The 16,060-nt window shown below is 61.3% G+C and carries 20 protein-coding genes; 14 read left to right on the top strand and 6 right to left on the bottom strand.

Translation table 11 applies throughout. From position 1 onward, the window contains the following. Positions 1-212: 212 nt before the first annotated feature. Positions 213-566 carry a hypothetical protein gene (locus ATH90_RS14095; protein ID WP_012724161.1) on the bottom strand — a complete coding sequence of 118 codons (354 nt, stop codon included), beginning with the start codon at positions 564-566 and terminating at the stop codon, positions 213-215. Between the two features lie 212 nt (positions 567-778). On the opposite strand from ATH90_RS14095, the gene ATH90_RS14100 reads away from it, so the two are divergent. The 4 genes from ATH90_RS14100 (at position 779) to ada (ending at position 3,072) form a co-directional block, all read left to right on the top strand. Further along, the gene (locus tag ATH90_RS14100; protein ID WP_034105160.1) at positions 779-1,081 is read left to right on the top strand and encodes a DUF1883 domain-containing protein; all 303 of its coding nucleotides are present in this window, start codon (positions 779-781) and stop codon (positions 1,079-1,081) included. Between the two features lie 25 nt (positions 1,082-1,106). Next, a complete protein-coding gene (locus tag ATH90_RS29370; protein ID WP_098467678.1) occupies positions 1,107-1,274 on the top strand; it encodes a hypothetical protein in 168 nt (55 codons plus the stop codon). 4 nt (positions 1,275-1,278) lie between these two features. Beyond that, a complete protein-coding gene (gene alkB / locus ATH90_RS14110; protein WP_098466541.1) occupies positions 1,279-1,944 on the top strand; it encodes a DNA oxidative demethylase AlkB in 666 nt (221 codons plus the stop codon). 75 nt (positions 1,945-2,019) lie between these two features. Further along, the gene (gene ada / locus ATH90_RS14115) at positions 2,020-3,072 is read left to right on the top strand and encodes a bifunctional DNA-binding transcriptional regulator/O6-methylguanine-DNA methyltransferase Ada (protein WP_098466542.1); all 1,053 of its coding nucleotides are present in this window, start codon (positions 2,020-2,022) and stop codon (positions 3,070-3,072) included. Between the two features lie 87 nt (positions 3,073-3,159). Here the strand turns inward: ada and ATH90_RS14120 are convergent, their stop codons facing one another. Beyond that, positions 3,160-3,753: a CGNR zinc finger domain-containing protein gene (locus ATH90_RS14120; protein ID WP_098466543.1), complete on the bottom strand. Its 594-nt coding sequence runs from the start codon at positions 3,751-3,753 to the stop codon at positions 3,160-3,162. Between the two features lie 174 nt (positions 3,754-3,927). Between ATH90_RS14120 and ATH90_RS14125 the strand changes: the two genes are divergently transcribed. The 8 genes from ATH90_RS14125 to ATH90_RS14160 all read left to right on the top strand — a co-directional run bounded on the left by ATH90_RS14125 (position 3,928) and on the right by ATH90_RS14160 (position 12,255). Continuing rightward, positions 3,928-4,806, top strand: coding sequence for an alpha/beta fold hydrolase (locus tag ATH90_RS14125; RefSeq protein WP_098466544.1), 879 nt, complete (start codon positions 3,928-3,930; stop codon positions 4,804-4,806). 109 nt (positions 4,807-4,915) lie between these two features. Beyond that, a complete protein-coding gene (locus tag ATH90_RS14130) occupies positions 4,916-5,974 on the top strand; it encodes an NAD(P)H-dependent flavin oxidoreductase (protein ID WP_098466545.1) in 1,059 nt (352 codons plus the stop codon). 119 nt (positions 5,975-6,093) lie between these two features. Beyond that, positions 6,094-6,852 (top strand): molybdate ABC transporter substrate-binding protein, encoded by a 759-nt coding sequence (gene modA / locus ATH90_RS14135; protein WP_034105147.1) that lies wholly within the window; start codon positions 6,094-6,096, stop codon positions 6,850-6,852. After that, positions 6,853-7,533: a molybdate ABC transporter permease subunit gene (gene modB / locus ATH90_RS14140; RefSeq protein ID WP_098466546.1), complete on the top strand. Its 681-nt coding sequence runs from the start codon at positions 6,853-6,855 to the stop codon at positions 7,531-7,533. Continuing rightward, positions 7,533-8,618 (top strand): molybdenum ABC transporter ATP-binding protein, encoded by a 1,086-nt coding sequence (gene modC / locus ATH90_RS14145; protein ID WP_081327109.1) that lies wholly within the window; start codon positions 7,533-7,535, stop codon positions 8,616-8,618. The genes modB and modC overlap by 1 nt, the downstream gene beginning before the upstream one ends. Positions 8,619-8,696: 78 nt before the next feature. After that, positions 8,697-9,734, top strand: a complete 1,038-nt coding sequence (locus ATH90_RS14150) for a DNA topoisomerase IB (protein WP_034105143.1) — start codon at positions 8,697-8,699, stop codon at positions 9,732-9,734. Between the two features lie 124 nt (positions 9,735-9,858). Beyond that, positions 9,859-11,481: an ATP-binding cassette domain-containing protein gene (locus ATH90_RS14155; RefSeq protein ID WP_098466547.1), complete on the top strand. Its 1,623-nt coding sequence runs from the start codon at positions 9,859-9,861 to the stop codon at positions 11,479-11,481. Between the two features lie 69 nt (positions 11,482-11,550). Continuing rightward, a complete protein-coding gene (locus ATH90_RS14160) occupies positions 11,551-12,255 on the top strand; it encodes a YoaK family protein (protein WP_034105139.1) in 705 nt (234 codons plus the stop codon). A 143-nt stretch (positions 12,256-12,398) separates the two neighbouring features. Here the strand turns inward: ATH90_RS14160 and ATH90_RS14165 are convergent, their stop codons facing one another. The 4 genes from ATH90_RS14165 to ATH90_RS14180 all read right to left on the bottom strand — a co-directional run bounded on the left by ATH90_RS14165 (position 12,399) and on the right by ATH90_RS14180 (position 14,216). Beyond that, positions 12,399-12,752: a hypothetical protein gene (locus tag ATH90_RS14165; RefSeq protein ID WP_034105137.1), complete on the bottom strand. Its 354-nt coding sequence runs from the start codon at positions 12,750-12,752 to the stop codon at positions 12,399-12,401. 173 nt (positions 12,753-12,925) lie between these two features. Then, positions 12,926-13,237, bottom strand: a complete 312-nt coding sequence (locus tag ATH90_RS14170; RefSeq protein ID WP_034105135.1) for an AzlD domain-containing protein — start codon at positions 13,235-13,237, stop codon at positions 12,926-12,928. Next, complete coding sequence (locus ATH90_RS14175; RefSeq protein ID WP_034105133.1) at positions 13,234-13,929, bottom strand: AzlC family ABC transporter permease; 696 nt, start codon at positions 13,927-13,929, stop codon at positions 13,234-13,236. Before ATH90_RS14175 ends, ATH90_RS14170 begins: the two co-directional genes overlap by 4 nt. A 71-nt stretch (positions 13,930-14,000) precedes the next feature. Continuing rightward, the gene (locus ATH90_RS14180; protein ID WP_010210327.1) at positions 14,001-14,216 is read right to left on the bottom strand and encodes a hypothetical protein; all 216 of its coding nucleotides are present in this window, start codon (positions 14,214-14,216) and stop codon (positions 14,001-14,003) included. Positions 14,217-14,393: 177 nt separating this feature from the next. On the opposite strand from ATH90_RS14180, the gene ATH90_RS14185 reads away from it, so the two are divergent. Then, entirely contained in the window at positions 14,394-14,750 is a 357-nt protein-coding gene (locus tag ATH90_RS14185) for a metalloregulator ArsR/SmtB family transcription factor (protein WP_034105130.1), read from the top strand. A gap of 19 nt (positions 14,751-14,769) precedes the next feature. Next, the gene (locus ATH90_RS14190) at positions 14,770-16,053 is read left to right on the top strand and encodes an arsenic transporter (protein ID WP_098466548.1); all 1,284 of its coding nucleotides are present in this window, start codon (positions 14,770-14,772) and stop codon (positions 16,051-16,053) included. Positions 16,054-16,060: the final 7 nt, after the last annotated feature.

A 16,060-nucleotide genomic window follows, 5' to 3' on the forward strand; every position in this document is an offset into this window, starting at 1 on the left:
AAGAAGACAAATGCCACACAAACAGAAGGTTTGCGCGGTATTTTTTGTAGTGATAGACCGAGAGTTTAACGGATGCCCTGCCTCGTCGGCACGTCTTCTGCCGCCTGGATCGCCTGGCCGGCGCCCTTCAGGCCCATAAAAAAGCCCGGCCCCGCGCATGCGGGGCCAGGCTCTTTATCGGATTTGAAGTCGCTGTGTGAAACGCGGCTGTATCAGCCGGAAATACACTCTTCGCCCGCCTTCTTCACATCACCGGGACGGATCGGCACATTGGACATGCTCTCGTAGAGCTTGATGCTGCTGCCACTGGAACGTTCATCAATTTCAAATATGGCCGAAGGATCGGCGGAAAACTTCTGCGGCACGATCACCTGCACACCACCGTCCTTATGCGGTTCGATCTGCGGCGGCCGGCGGGTCGCGGATAATTTCTGCACCACACACGCGGCGTATTCCTGTGGTTTCTTCCCGGAAATGACCGCCAAGGTCGGCGGGGTCTGCTTGATATCTGCAACCGAAGCACACCCACCGATCGCCAGGGCCAGAACCAACACACTCCACTTCATATAAAACCTCCGATAAAGACCCTACGACAGCGGGGATGGTATTTTTCTCCCGCCCACGTAGGATTTATCCCTGATAACTCGGTAAATAACTGTTTTAAATTGTCGACGTCGTTGAAGACGGGCCGATAATAAACGCGCTGGGGCTGATAAACTCCATCTTAACCTACGTATCGTTCTGATTTTTCAGAAAAAGCCCTTCTGGAGACACCCTCATGAAATTCATCCACCAGCGCGAGCACCTCAACGAGGGAGACATTGTCGTCATCGAGTGCTCGCAGACTTGTAATATTCGCCTGATGAGCGACGCGAATTTTCGCAGCTTCAAAAATGGCGGCCGCCATACCTACCACGGTGGCGCCTTCGACACGTTCCCGGCCAAAATCACCGCGCCGAGCACCGGTTTCTGGAACATCACCCTGGACGTCGTGACGCGCCGTGCTATCAGCGTGACCCGCAAGCCTGCGCTGTCGCACAAGATCCGCATTGTGCGTCGCACCAGCTCCAAACTGAGCTGACCCGAACACCTGACAGGAAATGACCGTGACTGCTACCACCAAATACGTGATCAAGTACAAGCTCAACGGCGAACGCCGCTTCGAGTTCGCCCAACTGCACACCAACAGCGTGGAAGAAGCCAAGCAAGCCCTGGCGAAGATTCACGATGCCAGTGATGAAATCACCGACATCAATGTGAGCAAGGCGCTGTAAGCCGATGCCTGGCCCCACCGCTGACCTGTTCGCCGATGATGCCTTGCAGCAACCTGCGGGGCGCGAGCAAATTGGCGAACAGTCCTATGTGCTAAGGGGCTACGCCCTGCCCTGGATTGAACGCCTTCTGCCGGAATTGCGGCAGGTGCTGGCGCAATCACCGTTTCGGCAAATGGTGACACCCGGTGGGTTCACCATGTCGGCCGCCTTGAGCAGCTGCGGCGACCTGGGCTGGACCACCGATACCTCCGGTTACCGCTACTCATCACTGGACCCGCGCACGCAGCAGCCCTGGCCACACATGCCGGACGCCCTGCGCCAACTGGCTATGGTGGCGGCGGCAGAAGCCGGCTTTGTCGACTTCGCTCCCGACGCCTGCCTGATCAACCGTTATGTGCCAGGCGCAAAAATGTCCCTGCACCAGGACAAGAACGAGCGCCGCTACAGCGAACCGGTGGTGTCGGTGTCCCTTGGGTTGCCGGCGATCTTCCTGTTTGGTGGGCATGAGCGCAGTGACAAGACCCGCAAAGTCTCGCTGTTCCACGGCGATGTGGTGGTCTGGGGCGGCGTGGATCGCCTGCGCTTTCACGGTGTGATGCCGATCAAGGAAGGCGTGCACCCGGTCATGGGCGCGCAACGCATCAACCTCACCTTTCGCACCGCTGGCTGATTTGAGCGCAAGCTTCAGAGTGCCAGGCGTTCGCGGCACGGCTACTCTGGCCATGATCCGTCAAGAGTGCTGACCATGACTACCGAACAAGACCCCCGCTGGGCAGCCATTCTCGCCCGAGACCCCAAGGCTGATGCGCTGTTCGTCTACGGCGTGAAGACTACCGGCGTGTACTGTCGCCCCAGCAGTGCTTCGCGCTTGCCGCGCCCGGAGAACGTCGAATTCTTCGACACGCCAGCACATGCCGAGGCCGCGGGTTATCGCGCCAGCAAGCGCGCGGCCGGGGACCAGACCCAGCTCGCCGCGCACCATGCGCAACGGGTGGCAGACGCCTGTCGCCAGATCGAGCAGGCTGAGACCCCACCCAGCCTTAACGCGCTGGCCCTGCAAGCCAACATGAGCCCCTTCCATTTCCACCGCGTGTTCAAGGCCGTCACCGGCCTGACTCCCAAGGGCTACGCCAGTGCCCATCGCTCGCGCAAAGTGCGCGAGGGCCTCAAGGGCGAGCGCACGGTAACGGATGCGCTGTACGACGCGGGCTTCAATTCCAACAGCCGTTTTTATGAGTCGGCCAATCAGTTGCTCGGCATGACGCCCGGTGACTACAAGGCCGGTGGTACCAATAACGCGATCCTGTTTGCGGTAGGGCAATGTTCACTGGGGGCGATCCTGGTGGCACAAAGTGCCCGTGGCGTGTGCGCGATTCTGCTGGGCGATGACCCGGACCAACTGGTGCGCGACCTGCAGGATCAGTTTCCCAAGGCCGAACTGGTGGGCGCCGACCAGCGCTTCGAACAGTTGGTCGCACAGGTCGTGGGGCTTATCGAAGCGCCTGCGGTCGGCCTGGACTTGCCACTGGACCTGCGCGGCACGGCCTTTCAGGAACGGGTGTGGCAAGCCTTGCGCGATATCCCGCCGGGCAGCACCGCCAGCTACGCACAGATCGCCGAGCGCATCGGCGCACCAAAATCCTTCCGTGCGGTGGCGCAGGCGTGCGGCGCTAACAGCGTGGCGGTGGCAATCCCCTGCCACCGCGTGGTGCGCAGTAATGGCGAGCTGTCGGGCTACCGCTGGGGCGTGGAGCGCAAACAGCAGTTGCTCGCCCGGGAGAAGGCGCCAAAGCCCTAGCGGATACCGATGCCGACAGCGCCAGACCTGCCACCCGGTGTATTGCCTCGACGTCTTGCGCCTGGATGTTGTGAAAAGCTATCGCCTTTAAAGCTTCAGCTTGCGCTTGCGAAACTCGGCGACCTTATGCCGGTTGCCGCACAATGCCATGCTGCACCAGCGACGCTTGTGGGCCTTGGTACGATCATAAAACCACAAGATGCATTCCGGATGTTCGCAGCGGCGGATCAACTTGAAATCCCCCTCCACCAATAACGTGGCGGCCGCTTCGGCGATCGGCGCGAGGAACTGCGCCGCGGTCTGCTGCTTGCGTTGGCGCTCGATCCGTGGCGCCTCGCAGGCTGGCCAGACCAACTGCGTATGGCTCACCGCCTTGCGTAAAAAGGCGTTCAGCGCTGCCGGGTTACCGGGCTGCTGGGCTTTACGTGCGGCCACCAGTTCACGGATCACTTCGCGTAACGCTCGCGCAGCGGCGAGTAAAGCACCGGGTTCAAATTCGGGCATGTTGTTGGGCTCAACCCACCGCACGCGCACCAGCCAGGCGACTACGTCGGCATCAACCTGCCAGAAATCCCACGGTACACCGTCGATATTCGCCAGGGTATTGAGCATATCCAGCACCGGATCGTCGGCCAGGACATAGGGTTCCGAGGGGGCGGCAGTCGCTGGGGAAAGGGTCATGGTCAATCCTCTTGAGAACGCTGGCATCGTAACCGCTATTTCCTTTCCTGGGTAGTTACAAAGCACGCAAAGATAACCTGAATAAATCGTTTGACAGGTTACTATTTTGCGCGCAGCTTTTGAAAAGCCGTAACCCCTAATCCAATCTATTCAAGTTACAAAGGTATCCCTCTCATGACCACTCCAGCGCCCATTGTTCACTATCGCCACGTCGAGGCAGACGGCGTGCGCATGTTCTACCGTGAGGCCGGCGACCCCTGCGCGCCGGTCATGCTGCTGCTGCACGGTTTCCCCAGTTCCTCACACATGTATCGCGACCTGATCCCATTGCTCGCGACGCACTTTCGCGTGATCGCCCCGGATTTGCCGGGTTTCGGCTTTACCGAGGTGCCAGCCGAGCGCGGTTACCACTACAGCTTCGATAACCTGGCGATCACGGTTGGGCATTTTGTCGATGCATTGGAATTGAGCCGGTACGCCCTGTACGTCTTCGATTACGGTGCACCGGTCGGGCTGCGGTTGGCAGTGGCCCACCCAGAGCGGGTGAGTGCCCTGGTGTCGCAAAACGGCAACGCCTACCTGGAGGGACTGGGGGATGCGTGGGCACCGATTCGTGCCTATTGGGCAGAGCCGAGCCACGCCAACCGAGAGGTGATCCGCAACGCAGTGATCAGCCTCGAAGGCACGCGCTACCAATACCTGCACGGTGTGAACCAGCCGGAGTTGGTGGCGCCCGAATCCTACATGCTCGACGTACTGCTGATGCAGCGCCCCGGCAATGACGAGATCCAGCTGGATCTGTTCCTCGACTACCGCAACAACCTGACGCTGTACCCGACATTCCAGGCCTTTTTCAGGGACAGGCAAGTACCGACGCTGGTGATCTGGGGCCAGAACGATCCGTTCTTCATCCCGCCAGGTGCCCACGCCTACAAAACCGATAACCCCAACGCCGTGGTGGAGTTGCTGGACACTGGCCACTTCGCCCTGGAAACCCACGCAGCCGCTATCGCCGAGCGGATTCACGCGGTGTTGGGCAACGCCGTCAATTGATGGCACACCACGAAAGCGTGCGTTCGTCCAGTGAATAAAACAGACTGGCCGGGTGCCTAGGGCCCTGCTAAAACAGTGAAAAGCCTCATCAACGCTGGAGAAGCACCCCATGAGCACCTGGCCAGACACCCGCCTTCTCGACTTGCTGGGCATCGACGTGCCGATCATCCAGGCCCCCATGGCCGTTGGCACCACCACCGCCATGGTTATTGCCGCCAGCCAGGCGGGCGCGCTGGGTTCACTGCCGGCGGCAGCACTGAGCATCGAGCAACTGCGCGACGCACTGACCACCCTCCGCCAGGCGAGCCAACGGCCTATCAATGTCAATTTCTTCTGCCATCAACCGCCCGCACCCGATGCAGCGCGTGATCGACGCTGGAAGGAATTACTGGAGCCCTACTACCGCGAATTGGGCGCCGACTATGAGGCGCCGACCCCGGTCTCGAACCGCGAACCCTTCAACGACGCGGCTTGCCAAGTAGTCGAGGAATTTCGCCCCGAGGTCGTCAGCTTTCACTTTGGCCTGCCGGAAAAATCCCTGCTGGACCGGGTAAAATCCACCGGCGCCAAAGTGCTGTCCTCGGCCACCACCGTGGAAGAAGCCCTCTGGCTGGAACAGCACGGCTGCGACGCCATTATCGCAATGGGGAGTGAAGCCGGCGGGCATCGTGGCTTGTTTCTCAGCGATGACCTCAACACCCAGATCGGTTTGTTCGCCCTGTTGCCACAAGTCGTCGACGCCGTAAGCGTGCCAGTGATTGCTGCGGGTGGTATCGGTGATGCGCGCGGGATCGTCGCGGCGTTCGCCCTGGGCGCTTCGGCGGTCCAAATCGGTACGGCGTACCTGTTCACTCCCGAAGCCAATGTCACCGCGTCCCATCATTATGCGTTGCGCCATGCCCAGGCCAGTGAGACCGCGCTGACCAACCTGTTTACCGGTCGCCCGGCACGCGGCATTGTCAACCGCGTGATGCGTGAGCTGGGTGCGATCAACCCCGCCGCGCCTGCCTTCCCGACCTCCGGCGGCGCGCTGATTCCGCTCAAGGCCAAGGATGAGGCGGGCTTCAGCAACCTGTGGTCCGGCCAGGCCCTGCGCCTGGGCAAAGACACCACCACCTATGAGTTGACGCGTGAACTGGCGGAGCAGGCACTGGCCAAGCTCAGCTAGCACTGTCCTGCGCGGCAACTTTGCACTGTACCGGCAATGGCCAACCGCTATATATTCTCATACATAGCGGTTAAGCCTTCTACCTATAACAAGCCGTACACCCTCACAGGAGCTGCTTCATGAAGATTCACGCCTCACGCCTGGCCATCCTGGTCGCTGCCCTCGCCTTCGGTTCGGCCCATGCCGATGAAGTCCAGGTGGCCGTGGCCGCCAACTTCACCGCACCGATCCAGGCGATTGCCGCCGACTTCGAAAAAGACACCGGTCATAAATTGGTGGCTGCCTACGGTGCTACGGGGCAGTTCTATACCCAGATCAAGAACGGCGCGCCATTCGAAGTGTTCCTGAGCGCCGACGACACTACCCCGCAGAAGCTCGAAACCGAAGGCGACACCGTCAAGGGCTCGCGCTTCACCTACGCGGTCGGCACCCTGGCCCTGTGGTCAGCCAAAGAAGGTTACGTCGATGCCAAGGGCGAAGTGCTGAAGAAAAACCAGTACGCGCACCTGTCGATAGCGAACCCCAAAGCCGCGCCCTACGGCCTCGCCGCCACCCAGGTATTAGCCAGGGAAGGTCTGACCGAGAAGGTCAAAGACAAGATCGTCGAAGGCCAGAACATCACCCAGGCCTATCAGTTCGTGTCTACCGGCAACGCCGAGTTGGGCTTTGTCGCCTTGTCGCAGATCTACAAGGACGGCAAGGTCACCAGCGGTTCGGCGTGGGTTGTTCCAGCCTCGATGCACGACCCGATCAAACAGGACGCCGTGATCCTGGCCAAGGGCAAGGACAGCGCGGCTGCCAAGGCACTGGTTGAATACCTCAAGGGGCCCAAAGCCGCTGCTGTGATCAAGTCCTACGGTTACGAGTTGGCCCAGTAAATGCCGTTATCGAGTGCCGACTTTTCCGCGATCTGGCTGACCATCAAGCTGGCTTCATTGACCACCGTGATCCTGCTGGTCATCGGCACTCCGATTGCCCTGTGGCTGTCGCGCACCCGCTCCTGGTGGCGCGGCCCGATCGGCGCTGTCGTGGCCCTGCCGCTGGTGTTGCCACCGACGGTGATTGGCTTTTACCTGCTGCTGACCATGGGCCCCAATGGCTACTTTGGCCAGTTCACCCAATGGCTGGGCCTGGGCACCCTCACCTTCAGCTTTGCCGGGTTGGTGATTGGCTCGGTGATCTATTCGATGCCGTTCGTGGTGCAGCCATTGCAGAACGCCTTCTCCGCCATCGGCACACGCCCGCTGGAAGTGGCCGCGACGTTGCGGGCCAACCCATGGGACACCTTTTTCAGCGTGATCCTGCCCCTGGCGCGACCCGGGTTCATGACCGCGTCGATCCTGGGTTTTGCGCACACCGTCGGTGAATTCGGCGTGGTGTTGATGATCGGCGGCAATATCCCGGACAAGACCCGGGTGGTGTCGGTACAGATCTACGACCATGTGGAAGCGATGGAATATGCCCAGGCTCATTGGCTGGCCGGCTCCATGGTGGTGTTCGCGTTCCTGGTATTGCTGGGGCTCTACTCCAGCCGTAAAACCAAAATGGGCTGGAGTTGATGTCGATGATTGATGTACGCCTGCACCTTGCGTATCCGGGCTTTGGCCTCGATGTGGACCTGCACCTGCCCGGCCGCGGCGTCACCGCCCTGTATGGGCACTCCGGTTCCGGCAAGACCACCTGCCTGCGCTGTATTGCTGGGCTGGAGCGCGCCGATGACGGTTTTATCCAGGTCAATGATGAAGTCTGGCAAGACAGTCGCAACGGGGTGTTCGTGCCACCGCATAGGCGTGCGGTGGGGTATGTGTTTCAGGAAGCCAGCCTGTTCCCGCATCTGTCGGTACGGGCCAACCTGGAGTTCGGCCTCAAGCGCATCCCCCGCCAACAGCGCCGTGTGGACATGGCCCAGGCCACGCAATTACTGGGCATCGGCCACCTGCTTGACCGCCATCCCCAACATCTTTCCGGCGGTGAGCGCCAGCGCATCGGCATCGCCCGTGCCTTGCTCACCAGCCCAAGCCTGCTGTTGATGGACGAACCCCTGGCCGCCCTCGACAGCAAGCGCAAAGGCGAAATCCTGCCGTACCTCGAACGCCTGCACGATGAACTGGAGATCCCGGTGCTGTATGTCAGCCATGCCCAGGATGAAGTGGCACGCCTGGCCGATCACATCGTGTTGCTCAGTGACGGCAAGGCCTTGGCCAGCGGCCCTATCGGCGAGACCCTGGCGCGGCTCGACCTGCCCATGGCCCTGGGCGACGACGCCGGTGTCGTCATCAACGGTACGGTCAGTGCCTACGACGAGCACTATCAGTTGCTCACCCTGCAACTGCCGGACAGCGCCCTGCAAATGCGCGTGGCCCATGCGCCGTTGGCACTGGGCAAGGCGCTGCGTATCAAGGTGCAGGCGCGTGATGTCAGCCTGAGCCTGCAAGCCGAGGAACACAGCAGCATCCTCAACCGCCTGCCGGTGACGGTCACCCAGGCGATCCCGGCGGACAACAGCGCTCACGTGCTGGTGCGCCTGGACGCCGCCGGCACGCCGTTGCTGGCGCGGATCACGCGGTTCTCCCGCGACCACTTGCAATTGCACCCCGGCCAGGCGCTGTGGGCGCAGATCAAGGCCGTCGCGGTATTGGCGTAAGCAACCTTTTGGCACCACCGCATACGGCTGCGGTCAATCAGACATACCGGCCTGATTTGTTGCCAAGGAACCTGCCCCATGTCCGACTCTGCGCTACCCCGTGACCTGCATTACGTTGACGACACCCAGCCTGGCATCCGTCGCAAGACGGTGCGCGGCAAGTTCCACTACTTCGACCCCAAGGGCGTACGCATCACTGATGCGGATGAAATCAAGCGCCTTAACGCCCTGGCGGTCCCTCCGGCCTATACCGACGTGTGGATCTGCGCCGACCCGAGCGGCCACCTGCAAGCCACCGGCCGCGATGCCCGTGGGCGCAAGCAGTACCGCTACCACGCGCGCTGGCGCGAGGTGCGCGACAGCGACAAGTACGCTCGGCTGCAGGAATTCGGCAACGCCCTGCCGAAACTGCGCAAACAGTTGGAAGCGCAAATCGCCGAACCCGGCTTCACCCGCGAAAAGGTGCTGGCCACGGTGGTGATGCTGCTGGATGCGACGCTGATCCGCGTCGGCAACACCCAATATGCGCGGGACAATAAGTCCTACGGGCTGACCACGTTGCGCACCCGCCATGTGGACGTGAAAGGCAGCGAGATCCAGTTCCAGTTCCGTGGCAAGAGTGGCGTCGAGCACCAGATCAGCGTCAAGGACCGGCGCCTGGCCACCGTAGTCAAGCGCTGCCTGGAATTGCCGGGGCAGAACCTGTTCCAGTACCTGGACGAGGACGGCGAACGGCACACCGTCAGCTCCCATGACGTGAATGAATACCTGCACAGCCTTACCGGTGCGGACTTCACCGCCAAGGACTACCGCACCTGGGCCGGCACCGCCATGGCGCTGGCAGTGTTGCGGGAGTTGGAGTGGCAACCTGAGTCCGATGCCAAGCGCCACGTCGTGGCCATGGTCAAGGATGTCGCCAAGCAACTGGGTAACACCCCGGCGGTGTGTCGCAAATGCTACATCCACCCCGCCGTACTGGAGCATTTCAGCCTGGGTGAACTCTCCAGGCTACCCAAGCCGAGGATACGCAAAGGGCTCAAGGCCGAAGAGGTGGCCTTGGCGATGTTCCTTGAACAACTGGCGGCGGACTTGCCGAAAAAAGCCAAGGCGGGTTAGGCTTGGCCTCCCTTCCGACGCACGGGACGACCGCCGACGTGAACCACTAAGCCTTCCAAAATGTATCTGCAACGAGCCGCCTGGCGCGCTTGTTGGCCTGTCCGACATTTTTTTGGAGGTGCTGATGACTGACGTCAACCGGCCGCCCACGCTTGTTTCCTTGCAACACCTGAGTGTCCAGTTCGCCAATGGCGAAACCCTGCTCGACGACCTGAGCCTGTCCATCGACCACACGCCCACCGGGATTGTGGGGCGTAACGGCCGCGGTAAAAGTATCCTCGCCAAATTGATCGCCGGGGTGTTGCCGCCCTCCTCCGGCACACTGAACGGCCCATCCCGCGTGACGTACGTACCGCAGGGCATCGTGGTAGCACCGGGCGAAACCGTCGCTGACCTCACCGGCACCGCCGCGACCCTGGCAGCCCTGGCTCGCATGGCCCAGGGCGCGGCGCAGGTCGATGACCTGGCGTTGATCGATGACCGCTGGGACCTGGCCGAGCGTTTGCGCAGCGCCCTGGATGCAGCGGGCCTGCAAGCACTGGGTGCCGATACCCCGGCCGATCGGCTCAGCGGCGGCCAGTTGGCCCGGGTCGCCGTGATAGGTGCACTGTTATCCACGCCACCTTTGCTGGTGCTCGACGAACCCACCAACCATCTCGACAGCGACGGCCGTGCCTGGCTGCTGCGCGTGCTCGGGGCTTGGCGCGGTGGCCTGGTGGTGGTCAGCCATGACCGGCAATTACTCAACACCATGGCGCGCATCATTGAACTGTCGCCGCTCGGCGTCCACGTATATGGCGGCAACTACGATGACTATCGACAACAGCGCGATGCCCAGCAACAGGCTGCCATCGCCGCACTGGAACACGCACGCCTGGAGCGCAGTCGCAACCGTCGACGCTTGCAAAAGGAGCATGACAGCCTGCAGCGTAACGCTGCTCGCTCCCGCAAGCATGCCGAGACGGCCAACGTCGACCGGTTCACCAAGGCGCGCTGGAAAGGCGCCGCCACGGAAGTTGTCAGCAGCGTGCGCAGCACGCATTGGCAACACAAACATGTACTGGATGCCCAGGTGCGCGAGGCCTACGAACGGGTCGAGGATGAAACACCGACGCTGTTGGCGTTGCCCGCCTCAGCAGTGCCCAACGGCCGCCAGGTGCTGTCGCTGGTAGACGCACAACTGCCGTGGTTGCCCTCCACCTGCCTGAACATCCACCTCGCCGGCCCGGCGCGCGTCGCCGTGCGCGGGCCAAACGGTTGCGGCAAGTCGACGCTGCTCAAGGTATTGGCGGGCGAGTGGCGGGCGGTGAGCGGAGAATGCCGCGTGCAGGTGCCCAGCGCCTATATCGACCAGCACCTCACCCTGCTGGATGACCGACGCAGCATCATTGAACAGCTTAACCTGCTGGACACACCACTGGCCGAAGCCGAACTGCGTACGCGCCTGGCCTTGCTGCAACTGGACGCCTTGCGTGTCACCCAGCCGGCCGGCCAACTGAGTGGCGGCGAACGCTTGAAGGCGGCGATGGCCATCGCGTTGTGGCGCGAGGTGCCGGCGCAGCTGCTGTTGCTGGACGAGCCCACCAATCACCTGGACCTCGAATCGGTGATGGCTTTTGAGCAGGCGTTGCACGGTTTTACCGGCGCCCTGCTGGTGGTGTCCCATGACCCGGCGTTTGTGCAGGCGATCAAGCCGACGCACTTTCTGGATTGGCATTGTGCAGGGTGGACCCTGGAGCGTGCCTGAGGTCATTGCATGCGCGCTGAAAGCGTCCTACGGTAGTGGCCGGATAATCTCACCGAGGAACCCGGCCTTATGCTGCCTTCGCCGCGCAAGCCCTACGTCAATGCTGCACTTGCCCATCGACAGCGCTGGCGTGGCCGTGTCGGGCTGATGCTGGTGGCCAGCCTGTCGGTACTGGCGGGCATGACCGATGCTATCGGCTTTATGGCGAGCGGCGACTTTGTTTCGTTCATGAGCGGCAACACCACGCGCCTCGCGGTGGCGATCAGCGCAGGAGACCTTGGCTTGACCGGGCGGCTGCTGTTGCTGGTCGCGACATTTGTGGTGGGTAATGCGTTGGGCGTGGTGGTCAGCCGAATGAGCCGCCGCCATGCCTTGCCTTTGCTGCTGTGTATTGCCGCCCTGCTATGCGGTGCGGCATGGCTGCCGTTCGCCGATACGTTGCTTGCGCTGCTGGCGGCGATCATCGCAATGGGCATGCTCAATGCCGCCGTGGAAGAGGTCAACGGGCTGCCGGTGGGACTGACCTACGTAACCGGAGCGCTTTCACGCTTTGGCCGCGGGTTGGGTCGCTGGCTGCTCGGGGAGCGCCGCAGTGGCTGGCGCGTGCAGTTGATCCCCTGGGCCGGGATGTTTGTGGGGGCAATCATTGGCGCGCTGTTGGAGCAACAGATGGGCTTGAAGGCGTTGCTGGTCAGCGGCGTGTTGGCGGGCTTGCTGGGGCTGGTATCCCTCAAGATTCCGCGTCGCTGGCACCTGGGTTACATGCCGCGCTGAAGAAAGGGGATGCTCGCCCGACGTTTAGGCCTCGACGTCCGTGTACTGGTAAAGAGCCATCATGTCGGGCGAGCGGGTGAATCATAAGCTAATGCCTGGCGACTGTCGTGCCAGGCATTTCCGAAAACCACTAAGGTAACGGATTACAGGCAAGTCGCGAGTGCGGCCAAGCGGCGCTTGGCTGGCATGTTGTCTTCTGCTGCGTAGTACTTGATGGTGGAGCCGTTGCCCGCGCTTTGCACGTCGACGAAGTAGTCCCCAGCGGTGGTGTACACGGTAAAACCGCCCGCCGCGATCGGCTCCTTGAAGCCGCCGGCGTCAACGCCGAACACGCTTTCGTCCTGCCAGCCGAACTGGACGCATTCGGCAACTACCAGGGTGGCCTTGTCCGAAGCCAGGGTTTTGTAAGGCGTGCCCGCGCGCGCCTCCTTCATCTTCGAACCCGCGCAACCGGCCAGGGCCGCCAGTACCAGTGCGCCAATTACCACCTTGTGCATGCCATTGCTCCGTTGGAAAAAAACGCGACTGTACCATTGCCGTGGCGCGGACTGACGGCTGCATGAACTTTGTTTCACTGTGAAGGAAGCTGGCGCCCTCTATATTGACCAGGCTCATTTTTAGAAGTATCCCTTCTGCCCGCCCTCCCGCGGGCTTTTTTTCGCCTGTATTCTCAGAGCAGCCAGCGGAACAGATAGAACAACGCCATGCTCAGCAACACGGTCATCAACACGTTGCGCGTCCAGAACATCAATGCCACCGCACTGATGCCTGCCAACAGGTAAGGGTTGGCCGGGCTCAGGTTGAGGTGGTGATCGGCCAGGAAAATGATCGGCCCGCAAATCGCGGTGAGCATCCCGGGTACGGCAAACCCGAGGAACTCCCGCGCACCACGGTTGAGGCGCACGGGAAGGCGCGGCTCGATGAACAGGTAACGGTTGAAAAATACCACCAGGCCCATGGCCACAATCATGATGTAGATCATCGCTGCCCCACTCCCAGTCGTTTGCAGGCATACCCCGCGCTCATGCCCAGCACGCCGGACACCACCACCGCCGATTCCCAATGCAGGAAACTCAGCCACACCGAAAACAACAGTGATACGGCCACGCAGACCACCGTCGGGATGTCACGCACCACCGGCGTGATCAGCGCGATAAACGTGGCCGCGATGGAAAACTCCAGACCCAGTTGATCGAGGCCGGGAATGCTTTTACCGAGCACGATGCCCGCCAGGGTGAAGAGGTTCCAGGCGATATAGAACGTCAACCCCACGCCCAGGGCGTACCAACGGTTGAAGGTCTCACGGTCGTAGTGACTGACCAGTGCAAAGAATTCGTCGGTCAGCAGAAAGCCCAGGCTCATGCGCCAGCGGGCCTTGAGGGGTGACAGGATCGGGCGCAAGTGCATGCCATACAGCAAATGTTGAGACGTCAGCAGCAACGTGGTCAGTACGATGGAAATCAGGCTGGCGCCGCTCTTGACCATACCGATGGCGACCAACTGGGCAGCACCGGCAAACACAATGGCGGACAAGCCCTGGGCTTCCAACGGGCTGAATTGCGCATCGATGGCCATGGAGCCGGCCAGCAGTCCCCACGGCGCGCACGCCAGGGACAGGGGGATAACGGCGATCGCGCCGCGAGCGAAGGCGTAATGAGGTAAGGCGGTAGGCATGGAAACGGCTCATCGACAGACAGTCGACAAGCATGCCATTGCAACAATGGAGCTGTCTTGAACGATCTTGCTCAGGCGAGCCTGACCGACACTTGCTCTACCGAATCACGCGCTTCACGCAGTTCATAGGCGTCCTGGTTGAGCCGGTGAATGGTATTGAGCAGACGCTGGCGCAGCACCTCATCGCCCAGTTTTTCGACGGCACGCATCAGGTCGAACGCCGCGGTTTCGTTATTGTCCGCGACGGAGTCCAGGGTCTTGCGCAGGTTGCGAGTGGCACGGGTCACGCGGTGTCTTCCTTCATCAGCAATGGGCAGGCACTTTAGGACATTCATGTTTCATTTTAATTTCAAACACTTGTGGCGAATTCAAGCCCATTTGATCCACGTCAATCGAAGCCGGGTTTGACTAATACATATGGAAATACGTATATTCGGATAAACCTATATAAAAAGGCCCTGACCATGTCGGACCTCACCTCGCCCCCCACCCTGTTCAAATGCCTGGCCGATGCCACGCGCACGCGCCTGACGTTATTGATCCTGCGCGAAGGCGAACTTTGCGTGTGTGAATTGATCCATGCCTTGGACGAAAGCCAACCCAAAGTTTCACGTCACCTCGCGCAACTGCGCAGTTGCGGGTTGCTGTTGGACCGTCGTCAGGGTCAATGGATCTACTACCGCATCAACCCGGCATTGCCCGACTGGGTGACCGAGGTGCTGCACACCACCCTGCAAGCCAACCAGCCATGGTTGCACACCGACGCACAGCGTCTGGATGCAATGGGCGACAGACCACAACGGGCCAGCACCTGCTGCTGAGCCATCGGAGCGTTTATTCATGCTTGTCGCAATTGCCATTTTTATCTTCACCATCGTCCTGGTCATCTGGCAGCCAAAGGGTTTGGGCGTCGGCTGGAGTGCCACGATGGGCGCGATCCTGGCCCTGGCCTCTGGCGTGATCAGCCTGGCCGACATTCCGGTGGTGTGGCACATTATCTGGAATGCGACAGGGACCTTTGTCGCGCTGATCATCATCAGCCTGTTGCTGGACGAGGCAGGCTTCTTTGCCTGGACAGCGCTGCATGTTGCACGTTGGGGACGCGGGCGCGGCCGGCGCTTGTTTGCGTACATGGTGTTGCTGGGGGCCTTGGTGTCGGCGCTGTTCGCTAACGACGGTGCGGCGCTGATCCTCACACCCATCGTCATGTCGATGCTACTGGCCCTGCGTTTTTCCCCGGCGGCGACCCTGGCATTCGTGATGGGTGCAGGGTTCATCGCCGACACGGCGAGCCTGCCGCTGGTGGTGTCTAACCTGGTCAATATTGTCTCGGCGGATTACTTCAAGATCGGCTTCAACGAATACGCCGCGGTGATGGTGCCGGTGAACGTCGTCAGCGTCGCGGCCACGTTGGCGGTGCTGTTGTGGTTCTTCCGCCGCGACATTCCGCAAACCTACGACCCGGCCGACCTCGAAGATCCTGCCAGTGCAGTCCACGACCGCGCCACCTTCCGGGCCGGCTGGTGGGTGCTGGGTATCCTGCTGGTCGGCTGCTTTGCCCTGGAGCCGCTGGGCATTCCCATCAGCGCGATTTCCGCTGTCTGCGCCGTGCTCCTGCTGGTAATCGCCGCCAAGGGCCACACGATCTCCACGCGCAAAGTGCTGAAGGAAGCACCGTGGCAGATCGTGATCTTTTCCCTCGGCATGTACCTGGTGGTCTACGGCTTGCGTAACGCCGGCCTCACCACCTACCTCGCGACCTGGCTCGATACGTTCGCCACTTACGGTGTGTGGGGCGCGGCCATGGGCACGGGTGTGCTGACGGCGCTGCTGTCCTCGGCGATGAACAATTTGCCGACCGTGTTGATCGGCGCGCTGTCCATCGAGTCCAGCCATGCCGTGGGCGTGGTCAAGGACGCGATGATCTACGCCAACGTGATCGGCAGCGACCTGGGCCCGAAAATCACCCCTATCGGCAGCCTCGCCACCTTGCTGTGGCTACACATCCTGGCACGCAAGGGCATCACCATCACCTGGGGCTACTACTTCAAGGTCGGCATCGTACTGACCCTGCCGGTGCTGTTGGTCACCCTTGCCGCCCTCGCCTTGCGACTGAGTTTCTAAAAGGAGA

It is taken from the genome of Pseudomonas lurida, from assembly GCF_002563895.1.
GTDB lineage: Bacteria > Pseudomonadota > Gammaproteobacteria > Pseudomonadales > Pseudomonadaceae > Aquipseudomonas > Aquipseudomonas lurida.